Below are 15,445 nucleotides of genomic sequence, written 5' to 3'. Positions count from 1 at the left end.
ATACCTCAATGCGGGGGCGGCTCAAGATGCGACCGGAGGGACCGCAGCCAGGCCTCTTCATCGCCGGTGGCGGTCATCACTGGGCCCGGCCGGAGCCTCACCCGGGTCCGCCGTGAACGGCAGAGGGCCTGGAGGTGCGGGGCCAGGGAGGCTTCGCCGATCCAAGGGTAATGGGGGTCGGGGCTGTCCAGGCGCATGGGCAGCACAGTGAGCCCCAAGCGGAAAGCGGCCCTCAAACCGCCTTCATAGAACGGAGCCAGCCTCTTTCCGCTGGTGGTGGTGCCTTCGGGGAAGAGCAGGAAGGGCGCGCCCGCCCGCCAATGGCGGACAAGTTCAAGCAGAGCGGCGGCACGGGATCCCGGGTCCTCCCGATCCACAAACAGCAGGCCCGCGCGGCGCGCATGGCGGCCCAGCAGGGGATAGGCGGCGACCTCGGCCTTGGCCAGGGTTCCCATGGACCGTTGGGCCATGAGCACCGCCGGATCCAGCCAGCTGAGGTGGTTGGCCACCCAGAGCTGGGCTCCTTCCGGAACCGGCGCGGATAATTCCACTTCCACCTGGAGCGCGCGCAACAGGTTCCGCGACCAGCGGCTCAGCGCCTGGGCGGGTTCCTGGGCCCTGCCGAGCCTGGGCAGGATGTAGCCGGTGGCGGCGAGCGCCGTTCCCCAGGCCCAGAGTGTCCGGGGATGCCAGGCTCCCCTGGGTGCATCCGGTTCGGCCGGCAGGTATGGGTACTTCCAGCCGGTGACGGGCAGGCTCTGGCCAGAGCTCACGACACCAGCCGCAACCGGGTGTACCGGGCCCGGGCGCGGTCGAGATCCGCCTTGGTGATGGCGGACCAGAGGCGGCGGTCCCCCCGTTGGTAGTAGTCGTCCACTTCGCGCACGACGCGGGCGCCAAGGGCGTTGTGGACGCTGCGGGCATCCCGGTTCTCCGGTTCCACCAGGAAGCGGCACTCGCTCATCTCTTCCTGAAAAAGTTTGCCCAGCATGGCGCGGATCAGCAGGTAGTTGACCTTGCCCTTCTGGTAGTCGGGATGCACCGCAAGCGTGGCGCAGTAGGCCACCTTGCCATTCGGAAAGTTCAGCACATACCCCACAGGCCGGTCGCCATCCAGCGCGATGAAGCACCACTCGGGGTAGAGTTCCGTGCAGAGCCGCAGGTAATAAGGACAGAGCTGGCCGGTGGCATCCCCGCCCCAGATTTCGCCTTCGAGGCGGCGCAGATGCCAGAAATCTTCGCTTTCCAGGGGACGGACTACGTAGCGGGGCGATTGGATTTCGAGCGGAGCGGGGTCCATGGGTACACCTCTGGAACCTAAGCATCCGAGTTGCCTGTGAAGGCGGAGTGTCTTCTGCGTCGCTAGTTCGAGGATTTTATGGAACGGGCCTGTGAACCGGGCCTGAGTTTCTCGGTCAGAGTCCCTTGTCATCTTGGAATCCAAGCATTTCTGAGCCACGACAGCCCATTCTCAGGCTTTCGAAGACCTTGGCCTGGGACATTGTGCAAGACCGTTACACTGCTCGTGTATTGAAAGGGCCCCCCATGTCGCGCCAAGGCATTCCAGCCTGTGCTCTGAAGGTCCCGCTTGAAAACAATGTCCACTACCACATCGTCTACAATTGCATCGGCAAATCCATGTTCTACGGCCTGTGCCTGCACCATGCGACCCAAAGCCACCGCCCCGGGAGGGCTCGTTGAGGCGCTGGATCGCGGCTCTATTCCTGGTGCTCACCGCATTCTACGTGGGTGCGGCGGGTCTCGACCGCTGTGAAGACGGCAACACCGAGTGTGTTCAAATCTGCCAGCTCCTTTGCTCCGATGGCTGCTCGGTGGCGCCCCTTCCTACCACCCCGACACCGCCGCCACCCGATCCGCTTCCGCGGAACCGTTATGAACATGAGCAGGCGCCTGCGTTGATCAGCCTCAACATCGAGCCAGAGAAGGACCCGCCGAAGGCGTGAGGAACCGCTGAATTCGAGCGTCGCCGGGCCTAGCCCTGCCTGGCTATCCGTCCTTCTTCCGAGGTCTGAATGAGAATCCTTTTCCTGGGGGCCTTGCCCTGCGTGTTGGTTGCGCAGGCATCTGCACCCCTTTCATATGATGAAATTCTTCAGCGCGCGCGAACCAGCCCTGAACAGCTTCGAACTGAAGCACTGCTGGCTGGCCGGGAGCGACAGCTCCGTGGATCCAGCGGACTGCTGCGGGAGGGTCCATCCATTGGATTCTCCGCGGGTCCGCGCAGTTCGCCGCTGACCCCAACCACAACCGACCGCACAGTGGAAATCGACCTGCCACTTTTTCTATCCCAGAGCACCCAACGGCGCCTGGAGAAAGCACTCGGTAAAGCAGATCCCGCGCTGCGGGAGTCCGCCCGCATCGAGGCCCGGTTCCGCTTGCGCCAAGCCTACCTGGAGGCCTGGCTCGCGGAACGCTTGCTGGTGCTGCGCGAGGCGGACCTCACCACCGTGCAGACCTGGCTTCAAGCTGCGAGGGTCCGGCTGGAGGCTGGGGCTGATCCAGCCTTCCAAGTCAGCCTTGTCGAAGGAGAGGCGCTGAAGGCTCAATTAGATTTGGATGAGGCCCGGCGGAATCGCCTGCAGGCATGGGCGAACCTGCGCACGGTTTCAGCCGTGCCTGCTGCGCCGGTTCCTCTGGCAGATTCCGGAGATCCCGTCTTCTTGCCTGCCCAGGATCTACCAGCCCGGTTCGATCGCAGCTCGCTTCGACGCGCCATCGACGCGAGGTTGGAGCTGGAGGAGCAAACCCTTCGCCAGCAGGAGGCTTTGTCTACGAGCCGGTGGAGCCTGCGTGGCAGCACCAGCCGGGAAGGCGAGGAGCGCATTACCAAGCTGGGCTTCGCCTACCGCTTCCCGAGACCCGGGGAGACACGGGCGATCCATCGGGAAACCGAGGCCAATCTCTCCGCGGCCAAACAGGAACTGGAGATTGCCAGGATTGAGCTGGATGCGCGTTTCCAATCGGCTCTGACCCGGCTTGTGAACACATCCGCGCCAACGCCCTTCGCATCCTTCGATACCGCGCTCCGCGCCGTGGGCATGCGTCTTAGCGAAGGGAAGGAGCGGCCTTCTGAAGCGCTGCCCATCCGCCGCCAGCTCTTGGAAGCCCAGGTGGCCTCGCTACGCCGCCTGCACGCCGCCCATCTTCTTACCGCCGAACTCCAGGCCCTCACCGATGGGAACAACCCATGAACAATTTGCTTCGAATTTCTGCCTTGAGCCTTGCGCTTATCGCCTTCACTGCCTGCGATCCCAAGAAGGAAGCAGCTGCGCCAACCGCTGAGCCTCCCGCACAGACGATCGCGAACGAGGACTTGAATCGTTTGCCGCTGAAATCTGTTCGCGGCCTGCACTTCATGCAGGTACCCGAGCCCAAAGCGGAGGGTGCGTGGTATCCCGCGGAGGCCATCGGAGATGAATCCGCCCAGGCCATGCTCACCACACCCGTAAAGGGCATCATCTCGGCGATCTTGGTCCCGCCTGGAAAACATGTGGGTTCCGGCGTGGCCCTGCTCACCCTCCAGAGCCCAGAACTGGCGCGACTGAAGGGTGATTGGCTTGCCGCGAAAGCCAAACAGCAAAGGGCTGAAGCTGAGTTGGCGCGTGAGCAGCGCTTGTTCGAGGCCCAGGCCGGTTCCCGCCGCGACTTGGAGGCGGCCCGTAGCGAGGCCGCGACGGCCCAGGCTGACGAGGAAGCTTCCCGTCTGGCCCTGGAGGCCCGGGGCCTGCGCCCCGAGTCTGCTGGAGCCACGTTCACGATGAAAGCTCCCAGTGCCGGAACCGTTGCTGTTTACAAAGTGCAGCTCAGCCAGGGCGTTGAAGCGGGCCAGGAACTGGGTGGTTTTCAATCTGGTGCCGCTTCCTTGGCGCGTCTGGAACTGACCCTTCCGGCACCCCAGAACTGGTCTCCAGGAACGATCACAGAGGTCCGGCGGGCCGATGGACACCACTGGAAAGCCCGGCTGGAAGGAATGCCCGCAGCGCTGACGGGAGACACCCGGCGGCTGAGCTATCGCCTCCGGCTGTCGGGAGGTCCCTTACCCATTCCCGGCACACCGCTCGAAGTGCATGTGCCTCTCACCAAGGCCATCGTGCTGCCTCAAAGCGCCTTGCAGCAAGTGGAAGGAACCTGGGGCGTCTTTGTGAAGGAGGGTGAAGAGGCTGTATTCCGTCCCGTCAAACGCGGTGTGGAACTCGGCGGCGACGTGATGGTGCTGGAGGGCGTGAAGACCGGCGAGACCGTGGTGGGCGAAGGGGCCTACCTCTTGAAATCACTCCAAATCAAGCGCAAGAGCGGAGGTGAGGACCATGACCACTGAGCCCAACTTGCCGAACGATGAGGAAATCCCTCTTGATCCGCACATGGCGCACGATCCCTACGCCGTCTATACACCTCAGCACCGGACCCTCATCCGCCGCTGGTTCGACTGGCTGCTGCCCCGCAAGGGTTGGGTGTTTGCGCTGGCCTTGGTATGGTTGGTCGCGGGCATCGCGACCTTCTTGAACCTGAAGCGGGACCTGTTTCCTGATCTCACTTTGCCGTCTCTGAATCTGCTCATCCAAAGTCCAGGCCGGGCAGCTACGGAATTGGAACTCACGGTCGCCCAGCCCGTGGAACAGGCCGTGGGCGGCCTTCCGGGCGTCAAGCGTGTGGTCACTACCATTCAGGCCGAAGTTGTCCAGGTGGTGGTGGCTTTCGAGGGTGACACCGACCCTTGGCGGGCGCGTCAGCTTGTGGCCGAACGCCTGTCAGGCATCGTCGGCAATTTCCCTGAAGGGACCCGACCACCCCTGATGTCCAGCGCTGCGGGGCGTCTCCAGGAGATCCAGGAAATCGTGCTGGAGGGACCTTCGGTAGATCTCATGCGTTTGCGGGACCTCACCGAAAAAGTCCTGGTCCCGCGACTCCAGGCTGTGCCGGGCGTGGCCCGGGTGGAACGCCTGGGAGGTGAAGAACGCCAGCTACAAGTCACCCTCGATCCCGAGCGGATGCGACTTCAGGGGGTCAGCCTAGATCAGGTGGCGGATGCCATGAAAGGCAGCGCCCAGGACACGGCCGCAGGCGTCATGGAAATCCAGGACAAAGGCTGGTTCATGACCGTGGGCAGCCTCGCGGCTACCACCGAAGACATCCGTCACCTCCCCCTCCGAGCCCACCGCGGCATGGTGCAGCTCGGCGATGTGGCCGACGTGCGGGAAGGTCCCGCCTTCCGGCGCGGCCTGGCCCGTCATGAAGGCCATGAGGACGTAAGCCTGCGCGTGGTGAAGCAGCCTACGGCAGACGTGTTGGGCACGGCCGTCGAAGTCCGCAAGGCCCTGGAAGAACTCCGCAAAGGACTACCTGAAGGCATGTCTCTCACCCTTATGTACGACCAGGGCGCCCTTGTCACGAGCGCTCTCAACGGCGTCACCATGGCGCTGCTCCTGGGCGGGTTGTTCGTGGCCGCAGTGCTTGTTCTACTGCTGGGAAACTTCCGTGGAGCGCTACTGGTCATTGCCGTACTGCCCCTTGCCACTTTCGGTGCGGCAATTCCCCTGAAGGCAATGGGCATGGGCCTCAATGCCATGACTTTGGGCGGGCTCGCCATCTCGGTAGGACTTTTGGTAGATGCCGCCGTGATCATGGTGGAGAATCTCGCCCACCGGCTGCACCAACACAAGGAACACATCGAACCCCGGCGCGTGGCCCTGATCCGGGCCGCCGCCGAAGTGGGCGTCCCCATCCTCACGGCGGTACTGGTGATTTTGGCGGTGTTCATTCCACTGCTGGCCATCGGTGGCCTGGCGGGCCGCCTCTATGCGCCTTTGGCCGTGGCCGTGGCTTCGGCCATGACCCTCAGCCTGATCCTCAGCTTCACCCTGGTCCCGGCCCTGGTGGAGCGGTTCCTGCCGCCTGGTATATCGCTGGAGGAGCCGCGCTTCGTTGTGGCCATCAAGCGGTTCTACAAACCCCGCCTGGAATGGGCCATGCGCCATGGGGCCATGGTCCAATTGATCGCCTTGGCCATCACCATCCCAAGCCTGGTATTGGCTTTCAATCTTGGCAGTAACTTCCTCCCCAAGCTGGATGAGGGAGCGTTGATGCTCAATTCCCGCCTGCCCGCAGAAACGAGCTTGGCCTCCGTGGACGAAGCGAATATCCAATTGGAAGAAAAACTAGCCAAGGTGCCTGGGGTTGCTTCGGTATACCGCCGCACCGGCCGTGCCGAGCTGACCGAGGACCCCATGCCCCACACCATCAGCGACGTTTTGGTGGTGCTGGACGGCAAGCGGGGGACGAAGGCCGTCGAACGGGATGTGACGGAAGCCATCGAGGACCTTCCCTATTCCGTCGAGCTGACCACACCCATGCAGATGCGGTTGTCAGAAAGCACGGGTGGCACACCTGCGGATATTCAGGTGAAGCTCTTCAATCCGGATTTGGATGCCCTCCAGGCCAAACTCCCGGAGATCCAGGAACACCTTAGCAAGGTCGACGGAGTTGCCTCCGTGAGCCCGGATGACAGCGGCCCTCTGCCCAAGTGGCGCATCGTGCCGGACGAGGATGCGCTACGGCGGCTCAATGTGCCGCGCACCATGGTGGCCCAGACTTTGAAAGCCAGCCTCCAGGGACTGGAGGTGGACTCCCGCTTCGACGGGCCTCAACGCATTGATCGGATCCTGCGCTTCCCCAACGATGGCCGCGTGAGTCCTGAAAAGCTCAAACGGCTGCCCATCGTTCTGGAGGACGGCCGCATCGTGGAACTGGGTCAGGTCGCGCGGTTCGACGAAACGACAACCCCCAGCCTCATCCGTCGGGAAGCCGCCCAGCGCCGCCTCGCCATCAACATCAGGACCAAGGGGGATCTGGGTGGCACCGCTGCCCGCGTCGAGAAGGCCATGGCGGAGATGTCACTGCCCAAGGGCACCGTCGTCAAGATCGGCGGCCAGATCGAGGAAGCCCGGGAAACGGAGCGGAGGATGAGCGTGGCCATCGCCGTCGCCCTGGTCCTGGTGGTGGGGCTCCTTTACTTGGCTTTGGGACGCTGGCGGGAAGTGCTGGCGGTGGTCGCCACACTGCCGAACGCTTTCGCAGGCGGGCTGATCGCCCTGTGGTTGGCGGGCGAGACCTGGAACATCAGTTCCATCGTCGGCGTGATCGGGCTTTTCGGCGTGGCTGTGCAGAACAGCCTGGTGCTCATCATCCAGGCCAAAAACTTGATGGCCGAAGGCATGCCCTTCGCCGAGGCCATCCGGGAAGCCTCCATCGGCCGGGTGCGCCCCAAGCTCATGACCGCAGGCGCTGCCATCCTCGGCCTGATGCCCATGCTCTTCGGCATCGGCGGCAGCGAGTTGGAACGGCCCCTCGCCATCGTGATGGTTGGAGGCCTGATCACTTCCACGTTGTTCACCCTCCTGGCCCTTCCGAGCTTCTACGCCTGGGTTGGCAAGCCCGGAGAGACGGTCCCGCATCTGCCTGAATAAATCGAGACCCGGTTTGTAGAGTCTGGAGGCCTATGTGGCCTCCGGATCACCGGCGGCGCGAGATGGAATTCCATCATTTAGTAAGACGACATATTCGACACAACACTGGCCTTGCTTAGGCGAGGCCCTGTTCCTTAAACAGCGCGGCGTAGCTTCGGGGCTCGATGTGGGAGGCATCCAGGCCCAGATGCTCCATGGCCAGCCGGATGGCCCGGGGATCGCCTTCCAGTTCCAGATAGCTGCCGAAGGAGGTTTCATCCAGACAGGCTTCGAGTTCTTCCCGCTTGAAAGTCGCCCGGCGCTTGATCATTCGCAGCACCGGGGTATATCCCAGGGCCGAAAGGAGGCCTTCCATGGCTTCGTGATCCACTACCACCGTCTGGATCTCAGGACGGATCTTCAGCTCTGGGTCCGGCTGCTGCGGCCCCTTCCAGGTGAGCAGCGACTTGCCGGCGTAGCGGCGAAGGCGCAAGGCGCTGCCTTGGGCGAAGAGTTCCCCATCCCGGTCCCAGAGGACGCTTTCCTCGTCCTGCATGGGTTCCAGCGGGGTGAAACTCAAGGCGGCCAGCAGGGGACCCAGGGCTTCTGCGGAGGGAATGCGCAGTTTCACTTCGGTTTCTAACGGGTTGCTCTGTGCCATCCCGTTAATCTGTCATCGGTGCCACAGAAACGCTACCTCATTGCCACGCTATTCATCGCCGGCATGCTTTTGCTGGTGGCGGTGGTCCAGGCATTCAAGCCCCCGCGGGAAGGCGGGGTGGCTCCGGATTCGGCGGTGCTCAGCTTGAATCTGGACAGCTTCGAGGCCATCGCGGACCTGCGTCTGGAAGATGGATGGGCTCCGCGCTTCACGGCGGCGCAAGATCCGGATCAATGGGAATCCTGGCCTCCCGAAGGCGGTTTCGGAACCGCTTGGGAGCCTGCCTCGCCCTTTCTGTCCGATCAAGCCGTGGCGCTCAATGGACCCGCCGGGCGGAGCGAAGTGGCGTTGTGGCATGGTCTGGAATGGCGCCATTACCGGTTCGACGCGCCTTTGGCCTCCGCACGCATGGACCCAGGCAAGCACAATCGGCTGCTGGTGACCCTCAGCCTTGGCCGCGGGCACTTCCAGACAAGGCTCCTGGAAGTGCCCGAAGGCCGGGTTCTCTGGGCGGTGGAAAGCGGCCCCTGGAGCCGCTTCAGCTGGGACGGGAAGGCGGTATTGCTGGGGCTGCCCGATCCCTCCCAGGCCCCTCGGTTGTTGCTCACCAGCCTTCCGGTGGAGGGGGATTGGCCCGATTCCAGCTTGGCTCCCTGGAATGAGGATGGCCTGCCGGGGGCGCCCCGCGGATTGGCCGTGCGGCTTGAACAGCTCTGGGATGACGGAAAGGATTTGCCGGGCCCCAAATTGCTCCTCCCCTGGCATCTGGGCAGCCAGGTGTGGATGCCTCGGCGGGACCGCCTGTGGGTCTCGACCGAAAGTGTCTGGACCCTATGGCGGCTGCGGGATGGCGTTTGGCGCCGGGATGCCAGCGGCCCTGGCATCCTGTCCGCCCAGCCGCCCCGGTGGATGGGGCTCGTGACGCCCTCCCCCGACGGTGCCGTGCGGTCCCGCAGCGAGGTGGGAGCCTCGGAATGGCAGGTGGTCCCAGAGGATCTTGCGCCCTGGCCGGCCTACGATGCCGCCTGGTTGTGGCGGAAGGATGAGGCCCAGGGGGCCCTGACCGCCTGGGATTTGCGCTGGAACGAGGGTGGATCGCCACTGCCCAGGGAACGTCAGCGGGGCTCCTTGACCGGCGCCTACCGGGCCGAGTGGCGGGCGGCTTCGAACCTGCGCGCTTCTGTCCGTGGCTGGCTTCCCCATGGGCCGCAGGTGGCGCTGCGGGAATTGGAGGGCGTGGCTTGGGTGTGGGTGGGGGACCGCATTCTGCTGGTGCATCTGGTGGGCACCGAGCGGTTGCGCAAACTCAAGGGGGCCGCGGATTGAAATCAGGCCGCTGCTGGGGTGGCCCGGGCGCGCGTGCGGTCCGGCAAAAGGGTCTGCGATCTCTCCGGTCCCGGACCCAGTCAAGGCGGTGGATCGGCGGGCCGGGAAGGCGCTGGTTATTTCGCAGCGCCCCCTAATTCATTCACAGACTTCCCCTTGATTCTGGTAGCGTGATCGCAGTAACTCATGCAGTGATCCGCCCGAGGAAACCATGCCCCGCCTTCTCCTTGTGGACGACAACCCCAGCATTCACAAGATCGCGGAAACGCTTCTCGGCTCGAGTTCCATTGAATTATATTGCGTGGGTTCGGCCAGCGAAGCATTGATGTTGCTGGATTCCGGCGAACGGTTCGATGTGGCCTTGCTGGATACGGCGATGCCCGTGATGGATGGCTGGGAATTGCTGTCGCGGATGCGCAAGCATCCGGATTCCGCCTACATCCCCATCGCGATGATGGCGGGGGTGCTGGACACGGTGGATCCAGAAAAACTCAAGCATGCGCCGATCCAGGGTTTCATCAAAAAACCGATCGAGTTGCGTGAATTGGCCGAGCGGGTCCAGCACCTGCTCGCCACGCCCGTGACCCTTGCGGAACCAGCTGAAGCCGAAGCGGACCCCACCGTCCTCTCGCCTTTCTCCACCGTGCCGGGCACAAAAATAAAAAGCCTGCCGGAGTTCCGGGGCGTGGTAGACGGCCCTCCGCCGCCGGAGGTCCAGCGAGGCGTGGCAGCATTCGACGATGTCGAAAGCGGCCCTGACGAGCAGGATGATCTGCTGCTCCTCACGCCTGAGGATTTCTGGTTCGAAGATGCGCCGCTCGAACCCGGCTCTCCGGATTTCCTGCAAGCCCAGGCCGCGGCCGAAGCCATGGCGCAGGTCGAACACGAAGCGCCCACGCCTCCGGTGGGCGCCATGGACGCGACCTTGGACTTGGAGGAGCTGGACCTGGAGGCTCTCAAGGACCTGCCCAGCGAAGCGGCTCCGACCCTGCCCGAAGTTGGGGAGGCCGAGATGGACTTCCAGGCGCCCCCAGCCGGGGAACTCCCCGCGGTGGACGAAGCCGGAGCCGGCCTTCATGCGGAACCTCCCCTGGCGGCCCAAGCCCCTGCTTTCACGGACGAAATGCTTGAAGAGGACACGTTGGCCATCCCGGGCTTGGCGACCTACGCCCAGGCCATCGCCGCTCGTGCACCCGAGGCGCCAGGCTTCCCCCCCCATGAAGTCCTCTCCGAGGACATCCCTGCGCATGCGTTGGCAGATCTTGGCGAGGCACCGGATTTCGAAACCATCGCCACCGAGATGCCGGATTACGAAAGGCCTGCGCAACCCGTGTTCGAGGAGGCCTTGCCGCAGGCTGAATTCCATGAGGATTCGGCCTTCCCGTCTGTTTCCGCCTATGCCCTCCCAGCCGTGTCTGAGCCTGCGCCTGGCCCCACCGCGGTTCCAATGCCCGCTCCCGCCATCGCCATGCCCACGCCCGGGCTCCCTGTCGCAGCTTCCGGCGGGGAACTCCCGCGCGATGCGGGCGCCCTGGTGCAAGTGCTCATGTCAGATCCAGTCTTGATGGATGCCTTGGCAAAAGCCGTGGTGGCCAGGCTGGGTGATCAGGCCCTTCGTGAGATAGCATGGGAGTTGATGCCGGAGTTGGCCGAGAAATTGCCACGTTAGTTCCAGTCAACGGCACCGCTCATACCCACACCCTGGAACCGGCCCCGGTTTCCCATTGAATTCGCGCATAGGCTCAACGGAATGATCACTGGCTACAACACCGACGTCCGGCACGGCAATCGGATCTACCATATCCAGACCGAGGATAAAGGATTCTCCAATCCGAAGATTGAAACCCTGATCTATGTGGGCGGCGAGATCCTCGACAGCTACAGGTCTTCCTACGAAGACATGCTGGCCAATCCCCCGGTATCCGATGCCGCGATCCAGCTCCGGATGGACGAGCAGCACAAAGCCATCATCCGGGATATCAAGAACGGCAAGTACGACAGCACGCCGCCTGATCTCCAGGAGCAGCAGGTCTTCAATGAGCGCAGCCTCGACCAGGCCATCCTCGAGTTCCTGCAGCAGGAGGGCGAGGTGGACACCCTGGAACTGGTGCTCGAGAAACCCCTGGCGCCGGTCTTCGGCAAGCTCTTCGACGTTCAGATGCGCGCCCGCCTGACCAACAGCCAGAATCCCGTGCGTGGCGCCGACGTGGCCATCCGGCTCATCTCGAGCCTAAAGAAAGCCGCGCCGCTGCTCAATGGCAAGACCGACGACGAGGGCATCTTCCATGGGCATGTGGAGCTCCCCCCCAGCCAGCCCGGACATTGCGCCATCGTGGTGAGTTGCGCGTCTGAATACGGAAACGACGAATTGAAGGCCCTGGTCGCCTCCTGAGCTGTCATTGGGCGTCTGAAAGACTGCCGCGCTGGGTCAGTCGCGCGCCGTTTCTGATTTAACATGGTCGCGGAGGCCCTATGACGCGATCGCTATTCTGGTCCACCTTCGCGACGGTTTTTTTGGCGGAGCTGGGGGACAAGACCCAGCTTGCGGCCATGACCGCCACCGCCAAGAGCGGCGCGATGCTCACGGTCTTCCTGGCCGCCAGCGCCGCCCTCATCGTCGCCACGGCCATCGGCGTCACCGTGGGGGAGGCCCTGTTCCGCGTGGTTCCCGAGCACCTGATCCGCTACATCGCGGGCGGAGCCTTCATCGCCGTGGGAATCTGGGTCGTGGTGAAGGGCTGAATGGCCTGACTAGGTTCCGATGAGGGAGCCTGCGGCTCTTGCTTCGCGCTCCGCTTTTTCGGCGCCTAGCGGTTCAACTGGAATTGGATGGCGCCTAGCATGGCGATGGGGGCGGTGGCCGCCCGGAGGATGCTGCGCCCCAGGCAGACAGGCTGCCAACCGGCGCCTCTCAGCGCCGCGATTTCCCGATCGGCGATCCCGCCTTCGGGTCCGCAGGTGAAGGCCAGGGCCTCCAGGCCCAGGGCCGGATTGGCGGTGTCCGTGGCGGCTTCATAAGCGACCCAGCGTTGGGGAATGTTGCATTCCAGCAGGAACTCGAAGGGTTGCGCGGGAAACAACTTGGGAATCCGGCTCCGATGGCTCTGTTCCACCGCAGAGGAAATAAGCCGGGACCACCGCTCCGCCTTGCCCAGCGTCCGGCGGGCATCGAATTCGCTCCGGGCGTAAATGATGGGGTGGATGTGCGTCGCGCCCAGCTCCACGAGCGGGGGCAGCCAATCCTCCCAGGTGGCCAGGTGGGTCGTGATGGGCAGGCAGGCATGGATGTCGACCGGCGCTTCCCGGACTTCCTGCAGGGGCGATATGAGCCGGACCTGGGCCGCATCCCGGGCTATTCCCGTGAGATCCGCCTGCCAGGGGCCATCCTCCAGCAACAGCTCCAAGGCGGCCCCGGGCTTCATCCGGAGCGCATGCAGATGCCGAGCCTGGTCGGGAGCCAGGACTAGCAGCCGGCCTTCGTGATTGGGGCCCGGAGTGGAGACGATCAGCCGCGGCAAGCTCATACCCCATTCTCAAGGCCTGTAGACTGGAATGGGAGGATTCTTGGTCGAAATCTTATTAAATGCGGCACCTTGGTGGGCTTGGCTGGGATTCCATGTTTTCGTGTTCGCGATGCTCGCATTGGATCTGGGGGTGTTCAACCGGAAGGTCCATGCCCCAAGCGTGAAGGAGGCCGCGGTCTGGAGCAGCGTCTGGATCACGCTGGCCCTGGTCTTCAACCTGCTGATATTCAAGGCGAAGGGCCCCCAGGAGGGCCTGGAATGGCTCACGGCCTATCTGCTGGAGAAGTCCCTGAGCGTGGACAACCTGTTTGTCTTCGTGCTGATTTTTGCCAGTTTCCGGGTGGAATTGAGGCATCAACACCGGGTCCTCTTCTGGGGCGTGCTGGGCGCGCTGTTGATGCGCGCGGGCATGATCCTGGCGGGAACCGCGCTCCTGCACCGGTTCGAATGGATGATCTACGTCTTTGGCGGCTTCCTGGTGTTCACCGGGATCAAGATGCTGGTCACCGAGGATGAGGAGCGGGATCCTTCCGAGCACCCGGCGGTGCGGTTGTTCAAGCGGATGATTCCCTTTGATGAGAAGGGGGGCCTTGAACACTTCTTCACCTTCAAGGAGGGCCGCCGTTTCGCCACGCCCATGCTCCTGGTGCTCCTGAGCGTGGAGATCACCGACGTGGTGTTCGCCGTGGATTCCATTCCCGCCGTGCTGGCCGTCACGCGCGATCCCTTCGTCGTCTACACCTCGAACGTATTTGCCATCCTGGGCCTTAGGAGCCTGTACTTCCTGCTGGCGAAGATGATGGACCGCTTCCACCGGCTCAAGACGGGGCTTGCGGTCATCCTGGCTTTCGTGGGCGTCAAAATGTGCATCGCCGAGTGGATCAAAATCCCGACGATGGTCTCGCTCCTGGTGATCCTCGCGGTTCTGGTCCTGAGTGTGGCGATCAGCTTGGCCTGGCCCGCCGTCTCCGAAGAAGGAGAGTGATGGAGGTCTGGCACCACAAGCTGGAAGCTGCGCCCGCGGCGGGTCCGCATGTGGTGACGCTCGGGAATTTCGATGGCGTCCATCGGGGCCACCGCGAATTGCTGGAACATGCCGCTTCCCGGGCGAGGGAGCAGAAGCTGCCCGCCGCCGTCGTCACCTTCGACCCCCATCCCACGGTCGTGGTGGCGCCGGAACGCAAGCCTCTGCTGCTCATGACCCTCCAGCAGCGTCTCGCCGAATTCGCCGCCGCCGGCATGGACCTGGCCTGGGTGGTGCCTTTTTCCCGGTCCTTCTCCGAATTGAGCCCCAGCGCCTTCCTGCATGAGATCAAACGCGCCTTGTCCCCAGTGGAACTGCATGTGGGCCGCGCCTTCGCCTTTGGGCGGAACCGCGCGGGGGATTTCCATACGCTGGAGGCCTGGGGCAGGCAGGCCCGCTGCACGGTCTTCGCCCATGCCCTCAAAGCTCCCGATGGCGGGCGCCTGTCCAGCACGCGCATCCGCCAGGCGTTGAATGCCGGGGATGTGGCCCAGGCGGCGGTGCTGCTCGGCCATCCCTATGCCCTGACGGGAATCGTCATCGAAGGAGAGCGGCGGGGCCGCCATCTCGGGTATCCCACGGCGAACCTGCGCTGGGAACAAGAACAACTGCCGGCCTTCGGTGTCTACGTGGTCGAAGTGCGGAGCCGGTACTGGGAATCTCCCCGCCTGGGTTTGACGAACATTGGCGAGAAGCCCACTTTCTCCGGGCAGGTCCTTTCGGTGGAAACCTACCTGCCCGGGTTCGATGGGGACCTGTACGGCGCTTCCATGGAACTGCGCTTCCTGCACCGCATCCGCGGCGAGCGGCGCTTCGGCAGCATCGAAACCCTGCGGGCCCAGATCGCCTCTGATGTGGCGGAAGGCCAGGCTTGGTGGGACAATCATCGGTTGGGTTAAATTCACTTCACCTCTCAAGGAGTTCAGGAATGTCTGTTAAATCCCTTTGCGCCACTGCCCTTGCCGCCGCGGCTCTGTTCTCCGCGGCCGGCCTTTCCGCCGACACCAAGCAGGCCACCGCCAAATCCGCCGCCGCCCCGAAACCCGCCCCCACCGAAAAAGTCGTCGACAAGGCCAAGGGCGAGGCCATCGCGAAGTTGTTGAACACCACCGGCGTCGTGGCCAAGAACGTCGACGCCATCAAACAAAGCCTGGCGGAAACGAAAAAGGCCAACCCGAAGGTGGATCCGAGGGTGTTCGATGAATTGGAAAAAGGGGCCACGCCCAACGTGGTGGGCAACCTGCTGGTCCATGTCTACGACCACTACTATTCTCTCGGCGACGTGAAGGCCCTCAACAAGTTCTTCTCCTCCAAGGAAGGCCAGGCCTACTTGGCCAAGCAGACGACCGTGGATCTGGAGAGCGGCCGCATCCTCCAGCTCTACATGGAGAACCTGGGCAAGAAGCTGGCCCCCGGCCAGGCAACGCCAACCAAGAAGAAATAGACC

Annotated in this window: 16 protein-coding genes; 12 read left to right on the top strand and 4 right to left on the bottom strand. The window is 63.6% G+C overall.

Annotation, left to right across the window (positions count from 1 at the left end; translation table 11 throughout):
- Positions 1–5: 5 nt before the first annotated feature.
- Together IPQ13_08665 and IPQ13_08660 are read right to left on the bottom strand one after the other, a co-directional pair.
- Complete coding sequence (locus IPQ13_08665) at positions 6–773, bottom strand: 1-acyl-sn-glycerol-3-phosphate acyltransferase (GenBank protein ID MBL0210965.1); 768 nt, start codon at positions 771–773, stop codon at positions 6–8.
- Complete coding sequence (locus IPQ13_08660; GenBank protein MBL0210964.1) at positions 770–1,300, bottom strand: GNAT family N-acetyltransferase; 531 nt, start codon at positions 1,298–1,300, stop codon at positions 770–772. The genes IPQ13_08665 and IPQ13_08660 overlap by 4 nt, the downstream gene beginning before the upstream one ends.
- Before the next feature lie 245 nt (positions 1,301–1,545).
- On the opposite strand from IPQ13_08660, the gene IPQ13_08655 reads away from it, so the two are divergent.
- From IPQ13_08655 to IPQ13_08635, 5 genes are all read left to right on the top strand, one after another.
- Complete coding sequence (locus tag IPQ13_08655) at positions 1,546–1,701, top strand: hypothetical protein (GenBank protein ID MBL0210963.1); 156 nt, start codon at positions 1,546–1,548, stop codon at positions 1,699–1,701.
- On the top strand, positions 1,698–1,964 hold the full coding sequence (locus IPQ13_08650; GenBank protein MBL0210962.1) for a hypothetical protein: 267 nt from the start codon (positions 1,698–1,700) through the stop codon (positions 1,962–1,964). Before IPQ13_08655 ends, IPQ13_08650 begins: the two co-directional genes overlap by 4 nt.
- 69 nt (positions 1,965–2,033) lie before the next feature.
- Positions 2,034–3,212, top strand: coding sequence for a TolC family protein (locus IPQ13_08645; protein MBL0210961.1), 1,179 nt, complete (start codon positions 2,034–2,036; stop codon positions 3,210–3,212).
- A complete protein-coding gene (locus tag IPQ13_08640) occupies positions 3,209–4,339 on the top strand; it encodes an efflux RND transporter periplasmic adaptor subunit (protein ID MBL0210960.1) in 1,131 nt (376 codons plus the stop codon). Before IPQ13_08645 ends, IPQ13_08640 begins: the two co-directional genes overlap by 4 nt.
- Positions 4,329–7,484, top strand: a complete 3,156-nt coding sequence (locus tag IPQ13_08635) for an efflux RND transporter permease subunit (protein ID MBL0210959.1) — start codon at positions 4,329–4,331, stop codon at positions 7,482–7,484. Before IPQ13_08640 ends, IPQ13_08635 begins: the two co-directional genes overlap by 11 nt.
- 115 nt (positions 7,485–7,599) lie before the next feature.
- Here the strand turns inward: IPQ13_08635 and IPQ13_08630 are convergent, their stop codons facing one another.
- Positions 7,600–8,094 carry a class IV adenylate cyclase gene (locus IPQ13_08630; GenBank protein ID MBL0210958.1) on the bottom strand — a complete coding sequence of 165 codons (495 nt, stop codon included), beginning with the start codon at positions 8,092–8,094 and terminating at the stop codon, positions 7,600–7,602.
- Between the two features lie 48 nt (positions 8,095–8,142).
- On the opposite strand from IPQ13_08630, the gene IPQ13_08625 reads away from it, so the two are divergent.
- From IPQ13_08625 to IPQ13_08610, 4 genes are all read left to right on the top strand, one after another.
- Positions 8,143–9,450, top strand: coding sequence for a hypothetical protein (locus tag IPQ13_08625; protein ID MBL0210957.1), 1,308 nt, complete (start codon positions 8,143–8,145; stop codon positions 9,448–9,450).
- Positions 9,451–9,661: 211 nt separating this feature from the next.
- Positions 9,662–11,119, top strand: a complete 1,458-nt coding sequence (locus IPQ13_08620; GenBank protein ID MBL0210956.1) for a response regulator — start codon at positions 9,662–9,664, stop codon at positions 11,117–11,119.
- A gap of 81 nt (positions 11,120–11,200) precedes the next feature.
- On the top strand, positions 11,201–11,842 hold the full coding sequence (locus IPQ13_08615) for a hypothetical protein (protein MBL0210955.1): 642 nt from the start codon (positions 11,201–11,203) through the stop codon (positions 11,840–11,842).
- An 80-nt stretch (positions 11,843–11,922) separates the two neighbouring features.
- Entirely contained in the window at positions 11,923–12,192 is a 270-nt protein-coding gene (locus tag IPQ13_08610; protein ID MBL0210954.1) for a TMEM165/GDT1 family protein, read from the top strand.
- 65 nt (positions 12,193–12,257) lie between these two features.
- Here IPQ13_08610 and IPQ13_08605 read toward each other — a convergent pair whose 3' ends face one another.
- A complete protein-coding gene (locus tag IPQ13_08605; protein MBL0210953.1) occupies positions 12,258–12,974 on the bottom strand; it encodes a 16S rRNA (uracil(1498)-N(3))-methyltransferase in 717 nt (238 codons plus the stop codon).
- Positions 12,975–13,002: 28 nt separating this feature from the next.
- Here IPQ13_08605 and IPQ13_08600 point away from each other — a divergent pair, with 28 nt between their 5' ends.
- From IPQ13_08600 to IPQ13_08590, 3 genes are read left to right on the top strand one after another with little or no spacing between them, the layout of a single operon-like run.
- Positions 13,003–13,959: a TerC family protein gene (locus IPQ13_08600; protein ID MBL0210952.1), complete on the top strand. Its 957-nt coding sequence runs from the start codon at positions 13,003–13,005 to the stop codon at positions 13,957–13,959.
- Positions 13,959–14,897: a bifunctional riboflavin kinase/FAD synthetase gene (locus tag IPQ13_08595; GenBank protein MBL0210951.1), complete on the top strand. Its 939-nt coding sequence runs from the start codon at positions 13,959–13,961 to the stop codon at positions 14,895–14,897. Before IPQ13_08600 ends, IPQ13_08595 begins: the two co-directional genes overlap by 1 nt.
- Positions 14,898–14,926: 29 nt before the next feature.
- Positions 14,927–15,442, top strand: a complete 516-nt coding sequence (locus IPQ13_08590) for a DUF2059 domain-containing protein (protein ID MBL0210950.1) — start codon at positions 14,927–14,929, stop codon at positions 15,440–15,442.
- Positions 15,443–15,445 lie beyond the last annotated feature (3 nt).

It is taken from the genome of Holophagaceae bacterium, assembly GCA_016720465.1.
GTDB lineage: Bacteria > Acidobacteriota > Holophagae > Holophagales > Holophagaceae > JANXPB01.
This window is presented reverse-complemented; position numbering and strand designations above follow the sequence as displayed.

Coding starts and splice junctions, on each gene's coding strand:
- IPQ13_08610 (MBL0210954.1), top strand. CDS start 11,923: ATGACGCGATCGCTATTCTGGTCCACCTTCGCGACGGTTTTTTTGGCG.
- IPQ13_08615 (MBL0210955.1), top strand. CDS start 11,201: ATGATCACTGGCTACAACACCGACGTCCGGCACGGCAATCGGATCTAC.
- IPQ13_08660 (MBL0210964.1), bottom strand. CDS start 1,300: ATGGACCCCGCTCCGCTCGAAATCCAATCGCCCCGCTACGTAGTCCGT.
- IPQ13_08605 (MBL0210953.1), bottom strand. CDS start 12,974: ATGAGCTTGCCGCGGCTGATCGTCTCCACTCCGGGCCCCAATCACGAA.
- IPQ13_08655 (MBL0210963.1), top strand. CDS start 1,546: ATGTCGCGCCAAGGCATTCCAGCCTGTGCTCTGAAGGTCCCGCTTGAA.
- IPQ13_08600 (MBL0210952.1), top strand. CDS start 13,003: ATGGGAGGATTCTTGGTCGAAATCTTATTAAATGCGGCACCTTGGTGG.
- IPQ13_08635 (MBL0210959.1), top strand. CDS start 4,329: ATGACCACTGAGCCCAACTTGCCGAACGATGAGGAAATCCCTCTTGAT.
- IPQ13_08645 (MBL0210961.1), top strand. CDS start 2,034: ATGAGAATCCTTTTCCTGGGGGCCTTGCCCTGCGTGTTGGTTGCGCAG.
- IPQ13_08620 (MBL0210956.1), top strand. CDS start 9,662: ATGCCCCGCCTTCTCCTTGTGGACGACAACCCCAGCATTCACAAGATC.
- IPQ13_08595 (MBL0210951.1), top strand. CDS start 13,959: ATGGAGGTCTGGCACCACAAGCTGGAAGCTGCGCCCGCGGCGGGTCCG.
- IPQ13_08590 (MBL0210950.1), top strand. CDS start 14,927: ATGTCTGTTAAATCCCTTTGCGCCACTGCCCTTGCCGCCGCGGCTCTG.
- IPQ13_08640 (MBL0210960.1), top strand. CDS start 3,209: ATGAACAATTTGCTTCGAATTTCTGCCTTGAGCCTTGCGCTTATCGCC.